18 protein-coding genes are annotated in these 21405 nt (G+C 41.8%); 13 read left to right on the forward strand and 5 right to left on the reverse strand.

All coding sequences use genetic code 11. The annotated features are described in order from the left end of the window. The 3 genes from KVY11_RS16645 to rplU all read right to left on the reverse strand — a co-directional run. On the reverse strand, positions 1 to 736 hold a 736-nt coding region (locus tag KVY11_RS16645), incomplete at its 3' end, for a collagen-like protein (protein ID WP_256350794.1). Positions 737 to 918: 182 nt separating this feature from the next. Continuing rightward, complete coding sequence (gene rpmA, locus KVY11_RS14435) at positions 919 to 1173, reverse strand: 50S ribosomal protein L27 (protein WP_004695443.1); 255 nt, start codon at positions 1171 to 1173, stop codon at positions 919 to 921. Between the two features lie 19 nt (positions 1174 to 1192). Then, a complete protein-coding gene (gene rplU / locus KVY11_RS14440) occupies positions 1193 to 1504 on the reverse strand; it encodes a 50S ribosomal protein L21 (RefSeq protein ID WP_004695441.1) in 312 nt (103 codons plus the stop codon). Between the two features lie 466 nt (positions 1505 to 1970). Here rplU and sdsA point away from each other — a divergent pair, with 466 nt between their 5' ends. The 9 genes from sdsA to KVY11_RS14485 all read left to right on the forward strand — a co-directional run bounded on the left by sdsA (position 1971) and on the right by KVY11_RS14485 (position 13829). Beyond that, positions 1971 to 2948 carry an All-trans-nonaprenyl-diphosphate synthase gene (gene sdsA, locus KVY11_RS14445; RefSeq protein WP_218289327.1) on the forward strand — a complete coding sequence of 326 codons (978 nt, stop codon included), beginning with the start codon at positions 1971 to 1973 and terminating at the stop codon, positions 2946 to 2948. Positions 2949 to 2981: 33 nt separating this feature from the next. Continuing rightward, entirely contained in the window at positions 2982 to 5036 is a 2055-nt protein-coding gene (locus KVY11_RS14450; RefSeq protein WP_218289328.1) for a site-specific recombinase, read from the forward strand. Positions 5037 to 5182: 146 nt separating this feature from the next. Further along, a complete protein-coding gene (locus KVY11_RS14455) occupies positions 5183 to 5794 on the forward strand; it encodes a phosphatase PAP2 family protein (RefSeq protein WP_087012683.1) in 612 nt (203 codons plus the stop codon). Between the two features lie 25 nt (positions 5795 to 5819). Beyond that, a complete protein-coding gene (locus KVY11_RS14460; protein WP_087012681.1) occupies positions 5820 to 7064 on the forward strand; it encodes an efflux RND transporter periplasmic adaptor subunit in 1245 nt (414 codons plus the stop codon). Between the two features lie 12 nt (positions 7065 to 7076). Then, positions 7077 to 10253: an efflux RND transporter permease subunit gene (locus KVY11_RS14465; protein ID WP_218289329.1), complete on the forward strand. Its 3177-nt coding sequence runs from the start codon at positions 7077 to 7079 to the stop codon at positions 10251 to 10253. Next, positions 10253 to 11710 carry a multidrug efflux RND transporter AdeIJK outer membrane channel subunit AdeK gene (adeK, locus tag KVY11_RS14470; protein WP_004695429.1) on the forward strand — a complete coding sequence of 486 codons (1458 nt, stop codon included), beginning with the start codon at positions 10253 to 10255 and terminating at the stop codon, positions 11708 to 11710. Before KVY11_RS14465 ends, adeK begins: the two co-directional genes overlap by 1 nt. Positions 11711 to 11813: 103 nt before the next feature. Continuing rightward, positions 11814 to 12170, forward strand: coding sequence for a YbjQ family protein (locus tag KVY11_RS14475; protein ID WP_010327337.1), 357 nt, complete (start codon positions 11814 to 11816; stop codon positions 12168 to 12170). A 3-nt stretch (positions 12171 to 12173) separates the two neighbouring features. Continuing rightward, positions 12174 to 12644: a YbjQ family protein gene (locus KVY11_RS14480; RefSeq protein ID WP_218289330.1), complete on the forward strand. Its 471-nt coding sequence runs from the start codon at positions 12174 to 12176 to the stop codon at positions 12642 to 12644. 150 nt (positions 12645 to 12794) lie between these two features. Continuing rightward, on the forward strand, positions 12795 to 13829 hold the full coding sequence (locus KVY11_RS14485) for an agmatine deiminase family protein (protein WP_218289331.1): 1035 nt from the start codon (positions 12795 to 12797) through the stop codon (positions 13827 to 13829). Positions 13830 to 13924: 95 nt separating this feature from the next. On the opposite strand, the gene KVY11_RS14490 is transcribed toward KVY11_RS14485, so the two are convergent. Together KVY11_RS14490 and KVY11_RS14495 are read right to left on the reverse strand one after the other, a co-directional pair. Then, entirely contained in the window at positions 13925 to 14731 is an 807-nt protein-coding gene (locus KVY11_RS14490) for an SDR family NAD(P)-dependent oxidoreductase (protein ID WP_218289332.1), read from the reverse strand. A gap of 12 nt (positions 14732 to 14743) precedes the next feature. Continuing rightward, positions 14744 to 15418: a hypothetical protein gene (locus KVY11_RS14495; protein WP_004982886.1), complete on the reverse strand. Its 675-nt coding sequence runs from the start codon at positions 15416 to 15418 to the stop codon at positions 14744 to 14746. A gap of 183 nt (positions 15419 to 15601) precedes the next feature. Here KVY11_RS14495 and KVY11_RS14500 point away from each other — a divergent pair, with 183 nt between their 5' ends. From KVY11_RS14500 to KVY11_RS14515, 4 genes are all read left to right on the forward strand, one after another. Next, on the forward strand, positions 15602 to 18496 hold the full coding sequence (locus KVY11_RS14500; RefSeq protein WP_218289333.1) for a valine--tRNA ligase: 2895 nt from the start codon (positions 15602 to 15604) through the stop codon (positions 18494 to 18496). A 72-nt stretch (positions 18497 to 18568) separates the two neighbouring features. After that, positions 18569 to 19756 carry a hypothetical protein gene (locus KVY11_RS14505; RefSeq protein ID WP_218289334.1) on the forward strand — a complete coding sequence of 396 codons (1188 nt, stop codon included), beginning with the start codon at positions 18569 to 18571 and terminating at the stop codon, positions 19754 to 19756. A 4-nt stretch (positions 19757 to 19760) separates the two neighbouring features. Beyond that, the gene (locus KVY11_RS14510) at positions 19761 to 20600 is read left to right on the forward strand and encodes a hypothetical protein (RefSeq protein ID WP_218289335.1); all 840 of its coding nucleotides are present in this window, start codon (positions 19761 to 19763) and stop codon (positions 20598 to 20600) included. 12 nt (positions 20601 to 20612) lie between these two features. Beyond that, complete coding sequence (locus KVY11_RS14515) at positions 20613 to 21281, forward strand: hypothetical protein (protein ID WP_218289336.1); 669 nt, start codon at positions 20613 to 20615, stop codon at positions 21279 to 21281. Positions 21282 to 21405: the final 124 nt, after the last annotated feature.

The following is a 21405-nucleotide window of genomic DNA, read 5'->3' on the forward strand; positions in this document are numbered from 1 at the left end:
TTACACCTTGGATACCTTGCTCACCTTGTAAACCTTGAAGGCCCTGTTCACCTTGTGCTCCAGTATCACCTTTTACACCTTGCTCGCCCTGTAAACCTTGGAGGCCTTGCTCACCTTGCGCTCCAGTATCACCTTTTACACCTTGGATACCTTGCTCACCCTGTAAACCTTGGAGACCTTGTTCACCTTGTGCTCCAGTATCGCCTTTCACACCTTGGAGACCTTGTTCACCTTGTGCCCCAGTATCACCTTTCACACCTTGTAAACCTTGTTCACCTTGCGCTCCAGTATCGCCTTTCACACCTTGGAGGCCTTGTTCACCTTGCGCTCCAGTTGCACCTTGCAAACTCTCTAACCATGCCTCCTCAGTACCTATAAAACCATTGTTCACAGCTACCTGATAAGCACTATCACCATCTGCCCCAGCAGGACCAGTAGGCCCTTGAGGACCTGGAGTTCCTGGACAATACCAAGTAGCACCCCACCCATCACATCTTTCTTTATCATTATTGGTTGCCCAAACACTATTTGCAGTCATCATCAAGGCACTAAGTAACAATACTTTTGCAGTAAACTTTTCAATACGAACATATTGATTAGGTTCAAGTGTGTACTGCTGAATTACATTTTTGACTGCAACGCTGATATGACTTTGCTCTTGTTTTAACTTTTGACCAAGAACTTCTGCTACTTGGTTGCTTGGATTGCCCAAGACATTTGTATCTATTTTATTCATATCCGTCTGCCTTTCTTTTAATTTTGTTTCTTTATTACACACCTATTTTTTTGTGATGCACATCACTATTTATTGGTATTTGGTGCTTTATTTCAAAATATAAAAACACAAGAAAAATAAGCTAACAATATGAATAGACGAAAAAAAACCCACAAAATGTGGGTTTTTCTTACTATTAAAACTTACGCTTCAACAGTTACGTAGCGACGGCCAAACTGACCTTTCACTTCGAATTTTACTACGCCGTCAGCGGTTGCAAACAAAGTATGGTCACGGCCCATACCAACGTTTTGACCTGCGTGGAATTCTGTACCACGTTGACGAACGATGATGTTACCAGCAGTCACAGATTGACCACCGTAAATTTTAACACCAAGCATTTTAGGGTTCGAATCACGACCGTTCTTAGTCGAACCACCGGCTTTTTTAGTTGCCATGTCTCATTACTCCTCGTGATTAGCCTGAAATAGCTGTAATTTTCAACTCAGTGAACCATTGACGGTGACCTTGTTGTTTACGGTAGTGTTTACGACGACGCATTTTTACAATACGGATTTTGTCGTGACGACCATGGCTAACTACTTCAGCAGTTACAGTAGCGCCAGCAACAACTGGAGCACCGATTTGAATGCTGTCACCATTTACTAGCATTAATACGTCATCAAACGTAATAGTTGCGCCAGTTTCAGCTTTCAACAATTCAACTTTAAGGGTTTCACCCTCTACAACACGGTGCTGTTTACCACCGCTTTGGATTACTGCGTACATAATGTACTCCAAACATGCCCGTGTCGTCGTGCCGATAAAGGAAGATATCGATCTTAATACGAACGCCACTGGGGTTAATCAAGGGCAAGGATTTTAAGTGATATTGACTCAAACAACAAGAGATTTGCCGAACTTATTAGACTAAATTAACGATTATTTAATAATCGAGAAAAACTCAATCAACAAATTACAGTTCAACTCTTGCTTGACTTTGCTTACAATGAAATAGATTTTTAAAATCAATCCGCTATAGTATAGATGAATTGATTTTTAAAATGTAAATAAGCCTACAAATGCAGTACGCTTATACATTGGGGAAGTAAGGAACTGTCTTCGTAAAATACAGTCTCGCACACTAGCGAGTCTTATTTATGATTGAAATGAATCATTTAGACATGTATTCCTATTTACACAATACTGGTAATGCTGATTTTTATCACTTTATATAGATGAGGCCGCTCTTCAAATGACCATCGATTTTAAGCAAGATATTCTCGCCCCTGTAGCTCAAGACTTTGCCACGATGGACACATTTATTAATGAAGGCATTACCTCTAAAGTGGCATTGGTCATGGCGGTGAGTAAACATGTGGTTGAAGCAGGTGGTAAACGCATGCGTCCCATTATGTGTTTATTGGCTGCCAAAGCCTGTGGTGCAGAAGACCTAGAACACCAACGTAAACTTGCTGCAATCATTGAAATGCTGCATACCGCAACCTTAGTCCATGATGATGTGGTCGATGAATCTGGCTTACGTCGTGGTCGCCCAACGGCCAACGCGACTTGGAACAATCAGACCGCAGTACTGGTGGGTGACTTTCTAATTTCACGTGCCTTTGATTTGTTAGTCGATCTTGGCGATATGACCTTACTCAAAGATTTTTCTACAGGTACTTGTGAAATTGCCGAAGGTGAAGTGCTACAACTTCAAGCACAGCACCAACCTGAAACCACAGAACAAACTTATTTAGATATTATTCACGGTAAAACCTCACGTTTATTTGAACTAGCAACTGAAGGTGCTGCCATTCTCTCTGGGACACCGCAGTACCGTGAACCGCTGCGTTTATTTGCAGGCCACTTTGGCAATGCCTTTCAAATCATTGATGATATTTTGGATTACACCTCAGATGCGGAAACATTAGGTAAAAATATTGGCGATGATTTAATGGAAGGCAAACCGACTTTGCCGTTAATCTCAGCATTGAAAAATACAACGGGTGAAGAACATGACATTGTTCGTCGAAGTATTGCGACAGGTGGAACGGCAGATCTTGATCAAGTCATTGCTATCGTAAACAGTTCTGGCGCACTCGATTACTGTCGACAACGGGCGCATGAAGAAACCGAAGCCGCACTTCAAGCCTTACAGGCTTTACCTGACAGCCAATATCGTCAAGCACTGGTCAATTTAACCCAACTGGCTTTACATCGAATTCAATAACAAATGATGCTTTAAAATGTTTTTAACTTGCCTATGCATATAAAATTTAATGATCTGTTTTCTCAAATGCAGCAACAGCTTGAGCAACCTCAAGCTGTTTTAAATGATCAACTTTTAATTGAGTTGGTGGAGCGTATTCGTCCAATAGATGCGTATCAAACCGATGAAATCCATCACAAATTTCAAGCGTTCATTCAAGCATTACTCATCACACCCGATGCCGCATCGACCTTACAAAGCTTTGTGCTGCGGCTTATTTCCCAATATAAACAAACCAGTCTTTATGCCGACACAGGTATCTTGTCTTTAGATGGGTTTTGGAACCAATTGTCGCAGCGTTTAGGGGCACATTTTCTCCCACTGATTAATGACGAAACTCAACTACAAGATTTAGTCCGTCGCGTTTTCCCCAACCGAAGTGATAAATATTGGCTCGATAACATCCGGGACAGTGACTGGCTACAACTACTGAACCTGCTCAATCACGGGCATGCCAATCAAAAAGAAAAAGTCAAAATTCGCAGTGAAGTGATTAAAGCCATTACGGTGTTGTCTTATCGGATTAGTGGTATTGGTTTATATCCAGAGTTTATTAATGCGCAGCCTGAACTGACCGAATATGAGTCGCCTTTTTTAGTGCAGAACCGCGAAATTGTTGAATTCATTCAACAGTATAAAAAGGCACATCAAGAAGCAGAAACCTCTAGTGTGGTTGCCCCACCCGATGCCTCTCAAGCACTGGTCATGATTGAGCAGTGTCGTGATGTGGTATTAAAAATTCGCCGTGCGACCAAGCGTATTGGGGTCAGTGTCAGTTTAACCTATCTGATTTCCTTACTTGAGCAATGCTTAGACCGCGTCGAACTGTTGCTCAATTTAATTGTAGAAGAAGGCGAAGCACACTATGAAGCGGTGAGTCTGCTCTTAGTCGACATTACGGCTGCGATTTATAGTGAACGGAGTGTGCGCTCTTTACTGACGACCAATAGTGAATTGATTGCTTTACAGGTGACTGAAAATGCCAGTAAAACGGGCGAACACTATGTAAGTACAGACAAACAAGGCTTTTTAGCCATGTATAAATCCGCAGCGGGTGCGGGTGTTATCATTGCAACCATGGCGACTCTGAAAATCTTGTCAGCACGGATGATCATGGCGCCGCTCATGCAAGCCTTTGTTTACAGCATGAACTACTCATTGGGGTTTATGCTGATTCATGTGTTGCACTTTACCGTGGCAACCAAGCAACCAGCAATGACAGCGGCGGCACTCGCGGCAACCGTACAACAGCGCAAAGGTTCAAAAACAGCGCAAATTGCTGAATTAGCAGCGCTGATTATTAATATTATTCGCACCCAATTTATTGCTATTTTGGGCAATATCTCAATTGCCATCCCTGTTGCCGCCTTTATTACATGGGCATGGGCAACTGGCATGCATGAACCGCTACTTAACCATGCAAAAGCGGCGAAAGTCTTACATGACTTAAACCCTTTTACCTCTTTGGCCATTCCGCACGCCGCGATTGCGGGTGTCTGCTTGTTTTTATCGGGACTTTTGGCGGGTTATTTTGACAATATGGCGGTTTATCGCAAAGTTGGCCCACGCTTAAAAGCACACCCTCGCCTCAAAACCATCATGGGACAAGAACGACTCGACAAATTTGCAGGCTATATAGAACGCAACTTAGGTGCGTTGGCGGGTAATTTTCTGTTCGGGATTATGTTAGGAAGTATGGGAACCATTGGTTATATTTTGGGTTTACCCCTAGATATTCGCCATATTGCCTTTGCTTCAGCAAACTTCATTCAAGGCCTGATGAATATTAATGGTAGTCCTGAGATTGGCTTGATTATTGTATCTTTCCTCGGGGTGCTCGCTATTGGTTTGACGAACTTATTTGTCAGTTTTACCCTCACGATTATTGTGGCTTTACGCGCACGCCGGGTACGTTTTGAACAGTGGAAACCGTTAGCAAAATTGGTTTTAACCCATTTTCTAACGCGACCAAGTGACTTTTTTTGGCCACCCAAAGTACCTCTTGAAGTTGATGAAAGTTCGAACAATACAAAACACCATACAAAATGATTTTGTAGCGATTTTGAGCTCTTGTTACACTGTGAACAAAATTTTATACATGATTAATCAACACTTGAATTAAAGTGTACTGATGAGTACACTTTAACCCAGTAAATAACCGCGCTTAAATCGGTTGAAATGACACGAGTTCCAGCATGCCTTACTTGTTGCTTTTTATCGGTATTATTTTATTTATAATCAGTGCATTAGCTCTAAGCATTCAACCACTCACCGCTTTAGATCTGGCGATGGTCGAATATTTCAGCACATTAAGAACTGAGCCTATAGATAAACTTGCAATACTTTTATCGGCACTCGGTGGCATGCCGTTTGTATTATTTCTAACCACTCTATGGTGTTTCCATCGTGCATGGTATAAAAAGTATAGAGATGTTGTTTTTATTGGTTTAGGCGTTGTTGGAAGTATTGCTTCTGCTTGGCTACTTAAATTTCTAATTTCAAGACCACGCCCACCAGAAATGTTTCACCTAGTGACGAGCTATGGTGCTTCCTTTCCGAGTGCGCACAGTATGTATGCTGCCACTTTGGCGTGTCTTGCCATTTTCTTAAGTCGACCATTTCCTGCACATCGTTATGTTGTATGCATTGCTCTTTTATGGATGCTAATGATGGGAATTTCAAGAGTCTATCTTGGAGTACATTTCCCATCCGACGTTCTCGCAGGTTGGAGCATTAGTATTATCTGGATTTCACTGCTTTACATCTTGTGTGGCAGATATACCCAATTAAATACAAATTATTTTTAGATAAGAATCTAATCGAGGTGGAACAATGATGTCGGCAAAGCTTTGGGCCCCAGCCCTTACCGCTTGCGCATTAGCAACGAGTATTGCACTTGTTGGTTGTAGCAAAGATCCAAAGGATGCGCAGCAAGCTGGCGCTTCTCAACAAATGCCACCTACTGAAGTCGGTGTCATTGTTGCACAACCGCAAAATGTAGAACAATCTGTAGAGTTATCTGGCAGAACCACGGCATTTGAAATCTCTGAAGTTCGCCCACAAACGAGTGGAATCATTCTAAAACGTTTGTTTGCGGAAGGCAGTTATGTACGTGAAGGTCAGGCACTTTATGAACTTGATTCTCGTACCAACCGCGCAACATTTGATAATGCCAAAGCAGCATTATTACAACAAGAAGCGAATTTAAGCACACTCAGAACCAAACTGAATCGTTATCAGCAACTGGTTTCAAGCAACGCTGTTGCGAAACAAGACTATGACGACTTAGTGGGTCAAGTAAATGTCGCTGAAGCACAAGTGGCAGCAGCACGTGCTCAAGTTAAAAATGCTGAAGTGGACTTAGGTTATTCAACCATCCGCTCACCAATTTCAGGTCAAACCAACCGCTCTACAGTTACTGCCGGTGCTTTGGTGACTGCAAACCAAACAGAACCATTGGTGACGATTCAACGTTTAGACCCAATCTATGTTGATATCAACCAATCGAGTTCTGAACTTCTTCGTTTACGTCAACAATTGAGTAAAGGTAGCTTAGACAGCAGTAACAACACGCGTGTGAAACTAAAACTTGAAGATGGCAGTGACTATCCAATCGAAGGCCGCTTAGCGTTCTCTGATGCCAGTGTCAACCCAGATACAGGGACTGTAACGATTCGTGCGGTGTTCCCGAACCCGAATCACTTGTTGCTTCCTGGTATGTTTGCCAATGCACAAATCGTTCAAGGCGTAATCCCGAATGCGATGTTAGTGCCGCAAATTGCAGTGACTCGTACACCAACAGGTCAAGCGATGGCAATGATTGTGAATGACAAAGGCGTAGTAGAGCCTCGTCAAATCACTACAGTTGGTATTCAAGGCCAAGACTGGATTGTGACTGAAGGCCTTAAAACAGGTGAAAAAGTTATTGTTGACGGAATAGCAAAAGTTAAAGCTGAACAGAAAGTTGTTGCGAAACCGTATCAACCTAAAGCAGCAGCACCTCAAGCTCCAACAACGGATGCTAAAAAGACAGAAGCTGGTGCGAAAACTGAACAAAAAGCTACTTCAAACGCATAAGGGGTAGACTGAATGGCTCAATTTTTTATTCATCGCCCCATTTTTGCGTGGGTGATTGCACTGGTGATTATGTTGGCGGGTATTCTCACGCTGACAAAAATGCCAGTTGCCCAATATCCGACGATTGCACCGCCCACGGTGACGATCTCTGCAACTTATCCGGGTGCTTCTGCACAGACTGTTGAAAACACGGTCACTCAGATCATTGAACAACAAATGAATGGTCTGGATGGTCTACGTTATATCTCTTCAAACAGTGCGGGTAATGGTCAAGCGTCTATTAACTTGAACTTTGAACAAGGCATCGATCCTGATATTGCTCAAGTTCAAGTACAGAACAAACTGCAATCGGCAACGGCGCTTTTACCTGAAGATGTACAACGTCAAGGTGTAAAAGTCACCAAGTCTGGTGCGAGCTTTATGCAGGTTCTTGCATTTTACTCTCCAGATGGAAGCCTATCTGCGTCTGACATTAAAGACTATGTAAACTCAAACATCTCTGAACCGCTTAGCCGTGTTGCGGGTGTGGGTGAACTTCAAGTCTTTGGTGGTTCGTACGCAATGCGTATTTGGCTAGATCCTGCCAAAATGACCAGCCTACAAGTGACACCCACTGATATTGCAGCTGCGATTAATGCGCAAAACTCGCAAGTGGCGGTAGGTCAGTTAGGCGGTGCACCATCTGTGCAAGGTCAAGTGCTGAACGCAACAGTGAATGCTCAAAGCATGTTGCAAACCCCTGAACAATTTAGAAATATTTTTCTAAAAAATACGGCTTCAGGTGCTCAAGTTCGCTTGGGTGATGTTGCGCGTGTTGAACTCGGTTCAGATAACTATCAATTTGACTCTAAATTTAATGGTAAAGCTGCTGGCGGTGTTGCAATTAAGCTGGCAACAGGTGCCAACGCACTAGATACTGCTGCTGCCGTTGAAGAGCGTTTAAATGAACTACGCAAAAACTACCCAGATGGTTTAAAAGATCAACTGGCTTATGACACCACACCATTTATTAAGCTGTCGATTGAAAGTGTTGTACACACATTAATTGAAGCTATCGTGTTGGTGTTCATAGTCATGTTCTTATTCTTACAGAACTGGCGTGCCACGGTTATTCCAACATTGGCTGTTCCAGTGGTTGTCTTGGGTACATTTGCTGTCATTAACATTTTCGGTTTCTCAATCAACACGCTCACCATGTTTGCGATGGTCTTGGCCATTGGTCTGCTGGTCGATGATGCGATTGTTGTGGTGGAAAACGTCGAACGTGTCATGCAAGAAGAACACCTCGACCCTGTGGCTGCGACCGAAAAATCAATGCAACAGATTTCTGGTGCCTTGGTCGGTATTACCAGTGTGTTAACCGCAGTATTCGTACCGATGGCATTCTTTGCGGGGACAACAGGTGTTATTTACCGTCAGTTCTCGATTACGCTTGTTACCGCAATGATTTTGTCACTGATCGTGGCATTAACCTTCACCCCTGCCCTGTGTGCAACCTTGTTAAAACAACATGATGCAAACAAGCCAGAAAGTAATAATATTTTTGCGCGATTCTTCCGTTGGTTTAACAGTAGCTTTGAAAAAGTTGCCGTGAAATACCAAAGCGGTGTCAACCGCATGACGCACCATAAAATATTCTCTGGTGTGGTTTATCTACTGGTGCTTGCAGGTTTATTCGGTCTGTATAAAGCCTTACCTTCTTCATTCTTACCAGATGAAGACCAAGGCGTGGTCATGACTTTAGTTCAGCTTCCTCCAAGTGCAAGCCTTGAACGTACAGACAAAGTCGTGTCTAGCATGACGGATTACTTCCTGAATAAAGAAAAAGAGCATGTAGAGTCGATCTTTACAGTTTCTGGCTTCTCATTTACAGGTGTCGGTCAAAACGCAGGTCTTGCCTTTATTAAACTGAAGGACTGGAGTGAGCGTACGACACCTGAGTCGCAAATTGGTGCCATCATTCAACGCGGCATGTCATTGAACATGATTAAAGATGCGTCTTACATCATGCCATTACAGTTACCTGCAATGCCTGAGTTAGGTGTGTCGGCTGGTTTTGACATCCAGTTGAAAGATGCAAGTGGTCAAGGTCATGAGAAATTGATTGCTGCACGTAATGCTATTTTAGGTATGGCTGCACAAGACAAACGTCTTGCAGGCGTCCGTCCTAATGGTCAAGAAGATACACCTCAGTACCAAATCAATATTGATCAAGCGCAAGCGGGTGCAATGGGTGTTAGCATTGCGGATATCAATACAACCATGAGCATGGCTTGGGGTGGTACCTATATCAATGACTTCGTTGACCGTGGCCGTGTGAAAAAGGTATATGTCCAAGGTGAAGCGAATACACGTATGATGCCTGAAGACTTGAACAAGTGGTATGTGCGTAATAGTAGTGGCACGATGGTTCCTTTCTCAGCATTTGCAACAGGCGAATGGACTTATGGTTCACCACGTCTAGAGCGTTATAACGGTGTATCTTCTGTAAACATCCAAGGTACTCCAGCACCGGGCGTAAGTTCGGGTGATGCGATGCTCGCGATGGAAGAAATTATTGGCAAGTTACCGTCTATGGGCTTACAAGGTTTCGACTATGAATGGACAGGTTTATCTTTAGAAGAACGTGATTCGGGCAATCAAACAGGTCCGCTGCTTGTTCTTTCTATGCTCATCGTCTTCTTATGTCTTGCCGCATTGTATGAAAGCTGGTCTATCCCTGTTTCAGTATTACTAGTTGTACCACTCGGTATTCTTGGTGCATTTGCATTGACATGGTTAGGTATGATCATTAAGGGCGATCCAAACTTATCGTTTAACATCTACTTCCAAGTTGCGATTGTTGCCGTGATTGGTCTTTCTGCGAAAAATGCGATCTTGATCGTAGAGTTTGCAAAAGAGTTGCAAGAACAAGGCGAAGACTTGTTTGATGCAACCCTTCATGCTGCAAAAATGCGTTTACGCCCAATTATCATGACCACCCTTGCATTCGGTTTTGGTGTCCTTCCGCTTGCCCTTTCAACAGGTGCGGGTGCAGGGAGTCAACACTCGGTAGGCTTTGGTGTCCTTGGTGGTGTAATTAGTTCTACACTGTTGGGTATTTTCTTCATTCCAGTATTCTTTGTTTGGATTCGTAGTATTTTCAAATACAAACCTAAGAAACAAAATAATCAGGAGCAAACATCGTGATGCAAAAAGTATGGTCTATTTCAGGTCGTAGCATTGCGGTATCTGCACTTGCGCTTGCTTTGACTGCATGTCAAAGCATGCGTGGTCCAGAACCCGTCGCTCAAGCGGATATCCCAACAGGATATATTGGTTCAACGACAGGTCCATCTGTTGCAGAACAAGGCTATAAAGACTTTTTTGCTGATCAGCGTTTAGTCCAAGTCATCGAGTTAGCACTAGCCAATAACCGTGACCTCCGTACGGCGACTTTAAATATTCAACGTGCTCAGCAAGCGTATCAAATTAGCGAAAACAACCAACTGCCAACCATTGGTGCAAGTGGTAGTGTGCTTCGCCAAGATACACTCAGCAGCAACAAACCCATGACAACATATAATGTTGGCCTTGGCGTAACTGCGTATGAGTTAGACTTTTGGGGTCGTGTTCGTAGCTTAAAAGACAATGCTTTAGACAGCTATTTAGCGACTCAAAGTGCACGTGATGCAACACAAATTTCGTTGATTGGTCAGGTTGCACAAGCATGGCTGAGCTATTCGTTTGCCAATGCCAACTTAAAACTGGCAGACCAAACCTTAAAAGCACAGCTTGAATCATACAATCTGAACAAAAAACGTTTTGATGTGGGTATCGACAGCGAAGTCCCTGTACGTCAAGCGCAAATTTCGGTTGAAACCGCACGTAATGACGTTGCGAACTACAAAACTCAACTTGCACAAGCACAGAACTTACTCAACCTGTTGGTGGGTCAGCCTGTTCCTGCAAACTTATTGTCTCCTCAACCTGTGAAACGCATTACCCAAAGTACGGCGTTGACAGCGGGCTTGCCAAGCGACTTGTTGAATAACCGTCCTGATGTCCGTGCTGCGGAATATCAATTATCTGCTGCGGGTGCCAACATTGGTGCAGCAAAAGCACAGTTATACCCAACCATCAGCTTAACGGGTACAGCCGGTTATGCATCGACAGATTTAAGCGATTTGTTTAAATCAGGTGCCTTTGTATGGTCACTTGGCCCAAGCTTGGATATTCCAATCTTTGACTGGGGCACACGTCGTGCCAATGTGAAAATTTCAGAAACTGACCAAAAAATTGCATTGTCAGATTATGAAAAAACCATTCAAACCGCTTTCCGCGAAGTGAATGATGCCTTGGCAGTACGTGAAAATATTGGTGACCGTCTAGCAGCGCAACGTCGTTTGGTAGATGCAACCAACACCACTTATAAGCTTTCAACTGCTCGCTTCCGTGCAGGTATTGATAACTACCTGACTGTACTTGATGCACAGCGTACATCGTACTCGGCGGAACAAGGGTTGTTATTGCTTGAACAAGCAAACTTAAACAATCAAGTTGAAGTGTATAAAACCCTCGGTGGCGGCGTAAAAGCCAACACGACGGATCAAGTGGTGAAACAACCTTCATCTTCAGATGTGAAATACAACAAAACAGCAAACTAAGCTTTGCAACATCAAAAGCTCACTTCGGTGGGCTTTTTTATTGCTTTTTGCTGGGCTTTTTCCTATCTTCAAAGATAATCAAATCATTTGAATATTGAACATTATGCTTTTAAGTAACCTTGAGTCTGTTCCTGGACATACCATTTCTCAACAACTGGATGTGGTCTATGGCAGTACGGTTCGAAGTAAACATGTCGGGCGCGACTTTTTGGCAGGGTTAAAAAATATTGTCGGTGGTGAACTCACTGCCTATACCGAGCTTTTAGAAGAATCACGCCAAGAAGCCATGAATCGTATGATTGCAAAAGCACAAGGCTTAGGGGCCAATGCCATTGTAGGTATTCGTTTTTCAACCTCAAATATTGCCCAAGGTGCATCTGAGTTATTTGTTTATGGCACTGCAGTCCGTGTCACACCGTTAGACAACCATCTCCCCGATCCATTTCCAACACAGGCCTAAGCAATGGAAAGTTTAGTTTTCCAACTGCTGATCTTTGCGGTGCTCTTTAGCGTCGGTTTTGGCTTTGGTCGCTACAATGAACGTAAACATTTGGCGGAGCTTGAACAAAATGAGAAGCGTCTTGCCTACATTACCGTGGGTAATTTACGCAAAGTAAGCTTCGAACAGTCTGGGCACATGATCAGTAGCAATGTTGTGATTTCTCATGATTATTTCAAATATGTATTGGCGACCGTGCAAAACTTTTTTGGGGGTAGACTCACCAGCTATGAAAGTGTTGTCGATCGTGCCCGTCGTGAAGCCATCGTCCGACTCAAACTTGAAGCGGAAAAGCACGGTGCAACGCATATTGCTTGTATGCGACTGGCGACCACAGAAATGGGCATGCAAGGCGGTATGGTCGAAGTCTTTGCTTATGGGACTGCCATTCAAAGTCCTCAAACAGCCACTATTGACCAATTATCCATTCACTAAACTCAAACAGCATGAGCGTTCAAAGTAGCTCATGCTCGCTCACCTTCTATCGTACATTATTCGGACGGTAGATTGCTCACTAGAGCATAATTCTCTACACTGAACACAATAAAAATGGACATTACCTACACTGTAAATAGGTCACAGATAATGAAATCTTTAGCAATGAAAATAAGTATGGCTGTACTCAGCATGATTCCACTTGTAGCCAAAGCTGAATTAATTGTACTGGCATCGCCTCAAAGTAATGATGCGTACTATGCAAAAATGATTGATGATATTTTTGATTTTCACGTCGATTATGCAAAAAAAATTATTAAAAATGGAGACAATGTCGTTGTTCTGACGGACAAAGGCCTCTACCCCGACTATGTCAAAGCCTTGGGCAAAAAGCATGTGGCCATCGCACCGATGCATGACATTTGGATGCGCGACTTCACCAGCGCTAATCCAGCTCAACCCGTCATGTTCCGCTACACGGCGGCAGGACAAGGTGGCGCTAAAAAAGGTCAGGCCATTTCAGATGAAGTACAAGACGAGTTTAAATACTACAGCCAAAAGGCTGGCTTACAGTTTACGCAAAGCAAACTATTGAATGATGGCGGAAACTGGGTGGAAGATGGTTATGGCAATGTCGTCCTCAGCACCAAATTTCTAGCGGATAACAAGCTCACCGAAAGCGAAGCGCGTAAAAAACTCATGGCTCTAACAGGTGCAAAGCAGATTGCGTTTATTGAAGCCGATGAACAAGGGGGCTTGGAACATGCCGATGGCGTAGTAAGCTTTGTCGACCAAAATACATTGGTGATTAACTCTTACCCTGAAGATCCCGACTATGCCAAGCAACTCAAAGCAGATTTAAAGCGCGGCATTCCCAATATTAAAATTCGCGAAATCATCACCCCTTATGATGGCAGCGAAATCTACGATGAAAAATTTGGTTCTGCATGTGGTTTATACACCAACATGCTGGTCACGCCTGAACGGATTTACTTCCCGCAATTTGGGATTAAAGAAGATGCTGTCGCGTTACAGCAAATTCGTAGCGTAACCAAACGCACTGTTGTTCCAGTACAGTCTTCTAATGTCTGTCATATGGGCGGCGGTGTGCGTTGTATGTCTTGGCAAGTGCGTGGGAAAAATGCGGAATTGTTCTTAAACTATTTAAATAAAATCAGTAAGTAGTACAACTCTATCCCCTCTATCAAAGTATAGGGAATATGGGAACAACATCCCCCAAAAAAGCAGGTGGAAGTGACTTTCCTCCTGCCTTTTTCAATTTACTTCACTTTCATCTTACGAATCATTTTATACAACGTTGTAGGCGATAAACGAGACACCAGAACCCCCATTTTCTCCTTACGTCCACCGACTACGATGTATTCTTCACCTTTGAGCAAAGCACTCACCACCGTTTGCGCAAAAATATCGGGTTCTAAACCATTTTCAATCGCTTCGTCTTGATGACCCTGTGGTTTACCCTCGCCATTTAAAGCATTAAACGAGACATTGGTTTTAACAAAGCCCGGGAAAATTACCGATACATCCACACCCTCATTGGCCACTTCGGCACGCAGGCTATTTGCCCACATATGAATGGCAGCCTTGGCTGCTGAATAGCTGGCACGGTACTGCGTCCCCAACAACCCCGCAACACTCGAAACAAAAGCAATACGGCCAGATTTTTGCGCTAAAAATGTCGGCAGAACGGTTTTGGTTAAAAACACTTGTGAGAAATAATCCACTTCCATAATCGCACGTTCAGTCTGCATGCTGGTATCAGCAATCAAGGCACGTTGGCTTAAACCCGCATTATTAATCAGCCAATCAATTCGACCTTTTTTCTGTAGTACTTGCTCATAGGCATGACTGACTTGAGCTTCGTCGGTGATGTCGGCACAAATGGAAATATGTTGATCCGGATTCATCAGCCCGACACGAACTTTTTCAAGCTCATCAAAACGTCTTGCCGTGAGTACGACCTCTGCCCCTTGTAAAGCACACTCTTTGGCTAGTGCTTCACCTAAGCCTGAAGATGCCCCTGTAATCCATACCACTTTAGCGTCTAAACTGTTTAACTGTGCCATGTCCTTATTGCCTCATACCGAAGTTTTATTTGCAGATTGATCATTTAAAAAAGTCAGGAAATGATCAAAATATTGACTCATCATCTGCGCATCATAGATACGCCCTAACTTATCAAAACGTTTATAGCCCAACTGGGTCGTCAAGTTAATCACCCCATTCAGTGTTTTATCGACCACCAGATTAAATTTAAGCATTTTTTTGGGTTCACGAACCAAACTGGTCACCCCTTGATCGACAATTTGTGTAAACACCTTCAAAGCTGGAGCAACATAACTGTTATTACCCTTTTCCATCTGTTCCGCACAACCCAAAAGTTCGGTAACTAAGGTTTTTTCGACTGGGTAGCTTAAAAAATGCATGCTCTCGGTGTCATACATCATTTGCTCTAGATAATTCACCATTGGAATTAGACGGTCATTTGAAAAAAACGACACGGACCACGGCATGTACTTACGCATAGTGTCCACAATATGCTGAATAATTTTCTCAGACTCCCCATCGCCTGAGGTAGACAAGCGTGCAAGATCACCAAAGACTTGATCAATCACTTCACATGAAATATCCGCTAAAACCTCACCCAAAGGTTTGGCAAGGCTTTGGCTTTCGCCTGCATTAAGCTGTTGATGAATGTGGGCAAAGCGTTGGTGAGTTTCAGGTTTTAATTTTAATGATATTTGATAAGTCATAGTGATCCCCCCTTTTTTTGATTTTTACTGCGAACAAAGCGCACTCTAGGTTTAGACACATCATAAAGCGCTCTGCATCATGTCGCAATTGCTAGATCAACGCATTTGCTTTACATGCCCCCATTTGCGATTTCTTTGCTACAATAGATGCAATTTTTTATCTACTTTTGAACTGTTTGAACTATGACTGATTCAGCGCAAAATATCGCTACAACTTACGATCCGACCGAGATCGAGAAAAAATGGTACCAAACTTGGGAAGAACGTGGCTATTTCAAGCCCTCTGAAAAAGGTGAGTCATTTTGTATCATGATTCCGCCGCCAAACGTCACCGGTAGCTTGCACATGGGTCATGGTTTTAACAATGCCATTATGGATGCGTTAACCCGCTACAACCGTATGTCAGGTAAAAACACCTTATGGCAACCGGGTACAGACCATGCGGGTATTGCCACGCAAATGGTAGTTGAGCGTCAGTTGGGTGCACAAGGTGTCAGCCGTCATGACTTAGGCCGTGAAAAATTCATCGAAAAAATCTGGGAATGGAAAGAGCAATCAGGCGACACCATCACCCGTCAAATCCGTCGTTTAGGTTCATCAGTCGATTGGTCGCGTGAACGCTTTACGATGGATGAAGGTTTATCCAATGCTGTAAAGGAAGTGTTCGTTAAACTGCACGAAGACGGTTTGATTTACCGTGGCAAACGTTTGGTAAACTGGGATCCGAAGCTACAAACTGCCCTTTCTGACCTTGAAGTTGAGTCGGATAAAGAAGAAGCAGGTTCACTGTGGCACTTCAAATATTTCTTTGAAGATAAAAACCTCCGTACCCATGATGGTAAAGACCATATCGTTGTCGCGACCACACGTCCTGAAACCTTGCTCGGTGATACCGCTGTTGCTGTGGCACTGGATGATGAGCGCTATACGCACCTCGTTGGTCAGAACATAATCCTGCCAATTACAGGTCGTGCTGTTCCTATCGTTAAAGATGAATATGTAGATAAAGAATTCGGTACAGGCTGTGTGAAAATCACCCCTGCGCACGACTTTAACGACTATGAAGTCGGTAAGCGTTGTGAATTGCCAATCATCAATATCTTCAATAAAAATGCAGAAGTATTGGCTGAATTTGAATACATCGCGAAAGCGGGTGAGCAAATTTCTAAAACCATCCCTGCCCCTGCGGACTATATTGGTTTAGAGCGTTTTGCAGCACGTAAAAAATTGGTTGAACAAGCTGATGCTGAAGGCTGGTTAAACCAAATCCAACCGTACACCTTGAAACCACCTCGCGGTGACCGTTCAGGTGTGATCGTTGAGCCATTATTGACGGATCAATGGTATGTAAAAATTGCACCATTGGCGCAACCTGCCATTGAAGCGGTTCAAGACGGTCGCATCAAGTTCGTGCCTGAACAGTACAGCAACATGTACATGGCGTGGATGAACAACATCCAAGACTGGTGTATCTCTCGTCAGCTTTGGTGGGGTCACCGTATTCCAGCTTGGTACGATGCTGAAGGTAACATCTATGTGGGTCGTGACGAAGCTGAAGTCCGTGCCAAAAACAACATCCCTGCTGATGTTGCGCTTAGCCAAGACGAAGACGTACTCGACACATGGTTCTCTTCTGCGCTTTGGACGTTCTCAACCCTTGGTTGGACGGGCGATGCCAAGAAAGATGCGGAAAACTATTTCCTCAATACCTTCCACCCAACTGATGTGTTAGTCACTGGTTTTGACATCATCTTCTTCTGGGTTGCTCGTATGATTATGTTTACGATGCACTTCATGAAGAATGAAGATGGTACGCCACAAGTACCGTTTAAAACGGTCTATGTTCACGGTTTAGTTCGTGATGGCGAAGGTCAAAAAATGTCGAAATCTAAGGGCAACGTGCTTGATCCGTTAGATTTGATTGACGGTGTTGACCTTGAGACTTTGGTACAAAAACGTACTACAGGTCTGATGAACCCGAAACAAGCGGCGAAGATTGAAAAATCAACCCGTAAAGAGTTCCCAGAAGGCATTCAAGCCTATGGTACAGATGCAGTTCGTTTCACGTTCTGTGCACTTGCCAACACCGGTCGTGACATTAAGTTCGACATGAAGCGTGTTGAAGGCTACCGTAACTTTGCCAACAAAATCTGGAACGCAACCCGTTTCGTGATGATGAACTGTGAAGAGCAAGTGATTGGTACTGAAGTTCGTCAAGACCTTTGGGAATTGCCTGAACAGTGGATCGTGAGCCGTTTGCAAAAAGCAGAAGCTGCGGTACAACAAGCTTTCGCGACTTATCGTTTAGACTTGGCTGCACAAGCAATTTACGAGTTCATTTGGAATGAATACTGTGACTGGTATGTCGAACTGACAAAACCTGTTCTGAATGATGAAAACGTATCGGTTGAGCGTAAAGCCGAAGTTCGTCGTGTACTCCTTGCAGTAATGGAAGCATCTTTACGTCTTGCGCATCCGCTTATGCCGTATTTGACTGAAGAAATTTGGCAGACGCTTGCACCGAAACTCGGTATTTCTGGCGAAACCATTATGTTGGCGCAGTACCCTGTTGCCAATCCTGAGCGTGTAAATGAACAGGCTGAAGCCGATATGCAATGGCTTCAAGGTTTGATTGGTGCGGTACGTAACATCCGTGGTGAGATGGGCTTAGGTAATGCGCGTTTATTACCAGTCTTGCTACAAAACACGACTGAAGCTGAGAAAGCACAGATCACACGTATTGAAGCATTGTTTAAAGCATTGGCAAAAGTAGAAAGCATTACGTTCTTGGCTGATGGCGAGCAACCGCCATTGTCTTCTTCATCTGTTGTAGGTCACGTGTCTGTATTCGTTCCAATGAAGGGCTTAATTGACCCGAAAGCGGAATTGGGTCGTTTGCAGAAAGACTTAGACAAAGTGCAAAAGCAGCATGACGTCATTGCAGGCAAACTTTCGAATGAAGGTTTTGTGGCGAAAGCACCTGCGGCTGTAGTTGAAGGTGAGAAAGTGAAACTGGCTGAGTTTGCTGACCAATTAGCGAAGATTAAAGCGAATATGGAGCAGATTGCTAATTTATAGTAAAATTTAAAATCCAAGCTATTGAAAAAGAGTAGATTTATCTACTCTTTTTTATTATCCAAAGAGAGTCGTATGTTTGTTGACGGTAGTAGAGAACGGATTTTCATCAATACAGCATTAGGATGCGATTCTAAATGTAAATTCTGCTACCTTCCTTCTCAAAGCTTTCCAATCGGCAACCGTCCCAGACTCTCCATAAGTTTTGATCAAGCTATAAAAGAGTTAATCAATCACCCTCAATTTATCACAGGTAAATTTGGAACGATATTGTCTATTGGGTGTTACTCAGAATGCTGGAGTAGACACAATAAAAGTACGACTATAGAGTTAATTAAATCTCTAATGACTTTAGGAAATCCGATACAACTTGCTACAAAAAGAATTATTTCTAAAGAAGAACTTATTCAACTAAACAAGGATATTATCTGGAAAGGACAATTGACGATTTTTATCTCATCAACAACAATTTCAGAGTATAAAATATGGGAAAAATCAACCTCAGATCCATATAAAAGATTCAGTATTTTTAAGGAAAGTAGACAAACCCGAATTCCTGTCTGTCTTTACTTAAAGCCTATATTGCCAAACATCACAATAAAGGATATAGAAATTTATGCTAAATACATAAAGATGCATAAAATACAAACAATTGTTGGTTCCATGTTTATCTATGATCATAAGTTAATAGATCATAAAAAAGCCCCTATTCCCTCTGAGGATCTTTTTGCCGTTGAGTCTAACGATGAAAAGACTATTTTTAACAAGCTATTTGAACTACACTTAGGAACGTATCACAATAGTATCGAAGCAATTGAGTTTTGGAGAAGTTTACAAATGGCTGATCATTTGATAAGTACAATCAAGTCGAACTTGTATTTACTTGAAGACAACAAAACTTTGCAAGATTACATATCAAAATCAGAGGATCCTCAAAAAGTAATCCTAGATTTACTAAAAATTTATGGTTATGTAGATATTGATTTTATTGAAAATCCTAATTTTTTTGAATATAAATTTAAAATAGGTGATAGTACTTCTGAACTGATTACTTTATTTGTACATCCTGAAATTTCCTTAGATGGTTCTGCTTTACAGCCACTTCAACAGACTTATCAATTAGTAAGACTGATAGAAACAAATCTCAAAGATGCTTTGTATTACCCTCAAGATTTAAGAAATAAAATTATCAAAGACAATCTTGAACAATTAAATATTAATGAAGATCTTTATAAGCGAGTTTTAAGTAATTGGTTTAACTAATATTATGGAAATATTAAAGTCTTTTGTAGATCAGTATGGAAATACAATAGTATTAGGTATCTTAATGATAAGTACTATTGTGTTTGTTCTAGAAGCTTGTGGTTTTTTACCTAATTTTATTTCTGAAAAATTAGCAAAAAAGCGACTCATTAGCCAAAAACTCCTTCTTGAGGAAATGGGTATAAATTTTCGTGAAGAGAATTTTTCTAGAACAAGATCAGGAATCAAAGATGTTTTTCATAATAAATCAATTTCATTACATCAAACTGTCTCACATTTAATAAGCCTTTATACTTATAAAACCCCAAAAAAATTCATCTTTGGTAAAAGAGAGCGCATCTTCAGAGTAGGCAAAAGACAAACAGTTTTGCTACCACAATTTATTGATCTAATGTCTGCAAGTACGGATCCCAATAAAAGTGAATTAATGGCAAAAATGCTAAGTAGCTACCTTAGTCAACACCCCTCTTTAACATTTGACTTTATTATCACTCCAAAAAATGGAACACCTATTTTAGGTTATGAACTAGCAAAACTTTTAAAAGTTCCCTGTGTTTTCCATGTCGATTCACAAGAAAAATTTACATGTGATAACGATAATGAGTTTTATATTTACTCAAAATTCGATGTTGCTTCGCGAGAAGTACTTTCTCAAAAGAAAAAAGCATTAATTGTAGACGACAGTACAACTGGAGGTCGAAAAGTTACAAATTTAGTCGAAGATTTACGTACAATAAATTGTGAAGTAAATGACTGTTTGGTAATTTTTGAACCAATAGCTAAAGAAGTTCAAAAGACTTTAAATCAAATTGGCATTACACTACACTCTATTGAAAAAGTTTGATTGAAAGTATTTATGGGTAAACTAATTTCTATTGAAGGCATTGATGGCAGTGGTAAAAATACTCAGACTCAACGACTAGTTAATAGTTTGAGAGAGAACAATTTTTCAGTTGAGACTATCTCTTTTCCCCAATACCAAGCCAATTTTTTTGGAAAGGAAGTTGCTAATTACTTAAATGGTCAGTTCGGTGGACTAAATCAAATTCACCCTAAACTTGCATCCATGCTTTATGCGGGTGATCGCTTTGAGTCTAAAGAAAAAATTCTTAACCTATTGGAAAAAAATGATTTTTTAATTTGTGATAGATATACTCCGTCGAATATTGCTCATCAATCAGCAAAATTTTCTGATGATCAAGAGAAAACTGAATTCATTTCATGGTTATCTGAACTAGAATATAAAATATATGGTTTGCCAAAACCTACAACTAATATCTTTTTAAATGTTCCTCCATATTTTAGTGATAAACTTGTTGAACTTAAAGAAAAGCGCACTTACACAGATAAGAAAAAAGACTTACATGAAGAAAATAAAGACTATTTGCATAAAGTATATGAGGAGTTTTTACAGTTAGCTAAAACTGAGGCTAATTGGCATATTGTTGAATGTGTACATAATTCATCAGTGCGAGATATTGATGATATAGCATCAGAATTATTGTCAATAGTAAAAGACCTTTAATTTGTACTAGTTCAAACCTAATCTGACAGTTACCGATATTTGCTTAAGACTGTCAGGTTAAATTTGAGCTAAATTCTTTTCAGCCCAAATACGTTTTCCATCGAGTAATGTTGCAAATGGCGTT

Source organism: Acinetobacter sp. CWB-G5, from assembly GCF_019209785.1.
GTDB lineage: Bacteria > Pseudomonadota > Gammaproteobacteria > Pseudomonadales > Moraxellaceae > Acinetobacter > Acinetobacter johnsonii.

Excerpts from the sequence above, each read along its gene's own strand:
- rpmA (WP_004695443.1), bottom strand. The coding sequence starts at position 1,173 with ATGGCAACTAAAAAAGCCGGTGGTTCGACTAAGAACGGTCGTGATTCG.
- rplU (WP_004695441.1), bottom strand. The coding sequence starts at position 1,504 with ATGTACGCAGTAATCCAAAGCGGTGGTAAACAGCACCGTGTTGTAGAG.
- sdsA (WP_218289327.1), top strand. The coding sequence starts at position 1,971 with ATGACCATCGATTTTAAGCAAGATATTCTCGCCCCTGTAGCTCAAGAC.
- KVY11_RS14450 (WP_218289328.1), top strand. The coding sequence starts at position 2,982 with ATGCATATAAAATTTAATGATCTGTTTTCTCAAATGCAGCAACAGCTT.
- KVY11_RS14455 (WP_087012683.1), top strand. The coding sequence starts at position 5,183 with ATGCCTTACTTGTTGCTTTTTATCGGTATTATTTTATTTATAATCAGT.
- KVY11_RS14460 (WP_087012681.1), top strand. The coding sequence starts at position 5,820 with ATGATGTCGGCAAAGCTTTGGGCCCCAGCCCTTACCGCTTGCGCATTA.
- KVY11_RS14465 (WP_218289329.1), top strand. The coding sequence starts at position 7,077 with ATGGCTCAATTTTTTATTCATCGCCCCATTTTTGCGTGGGTGATTGCA.
- adeK (WP_004695429.1), top strand. The coding sequence starts at position 10,253 with ATGCAAAAAGTATGGTCTATTTCAGGTCGTAGCATTGCGGTATCTGCA.
- KVY11_RS14475 (WP_010327337.1), top strand. The coding sequence starts at position 11,814 with ATGCTTTTAAGTAACCTTGAGTCTGTTCCTGGACATACCATTTCTCAA.
- KVY11_RS14480 (WP_218289330.1), top strand. The coding sequence starts at position 12,174 with ATGGAAAGTTTAGTTTTCCAACTGCTGATCTTTGCGGTGCTCTTTAGC.
- KVY11_RS14485 (WP_218289331.1), top strand. The coding sequence starts at position 12,795 with ATGAAATCTTTAGCAATGAAAATAAGTATGGCTGTACTCAGCATGATT.
- KVY11_RS14490 (WP_218289332.1), bottom strand. The coding sequence starts at position 14,731 with ATGGCACAGTTAAACAGTTTAGACGCTAAAGTGGTATGGATTACAGGG.
- KVY11_RS14495 (WP_004982886.1), bottom strand. The coding sequence starts at position 15,418 with ATGACTTATCAAATATCATTAAAATTAAAACCTGAAACTCACCAACGC.
- KVY11_RS14500 (WP_218289333.1), top strand. The coding sequence starts at position 15,602 with ATGACTGATTCAGCGCAAAATATCGCTACAACTTACGATCCGACCGAG.
- KVY11_RS14505 (WP_218289334.1), top strand. The coding sequence starts at position 18,569 with ATGTTTGTTGACGGTAGTAGAGAACGGATTTTCATCAATACAGCATTA.
- KVY11_RS14510 (WP_218289335.1), top strand. The coding sequence starts at position 19,761 with ATGGAAATATTAAAGTCTTTTGTAGATCAGTATGGAAATACAATAGTA.
- KVY11_RS14515 (WP_218289336.1), top strand. The coding sequence starts at position 20,613 with ATGGGTAAACTAATTTCTATTGAAGGCATTGATGGCAGTGGTAAAAAT.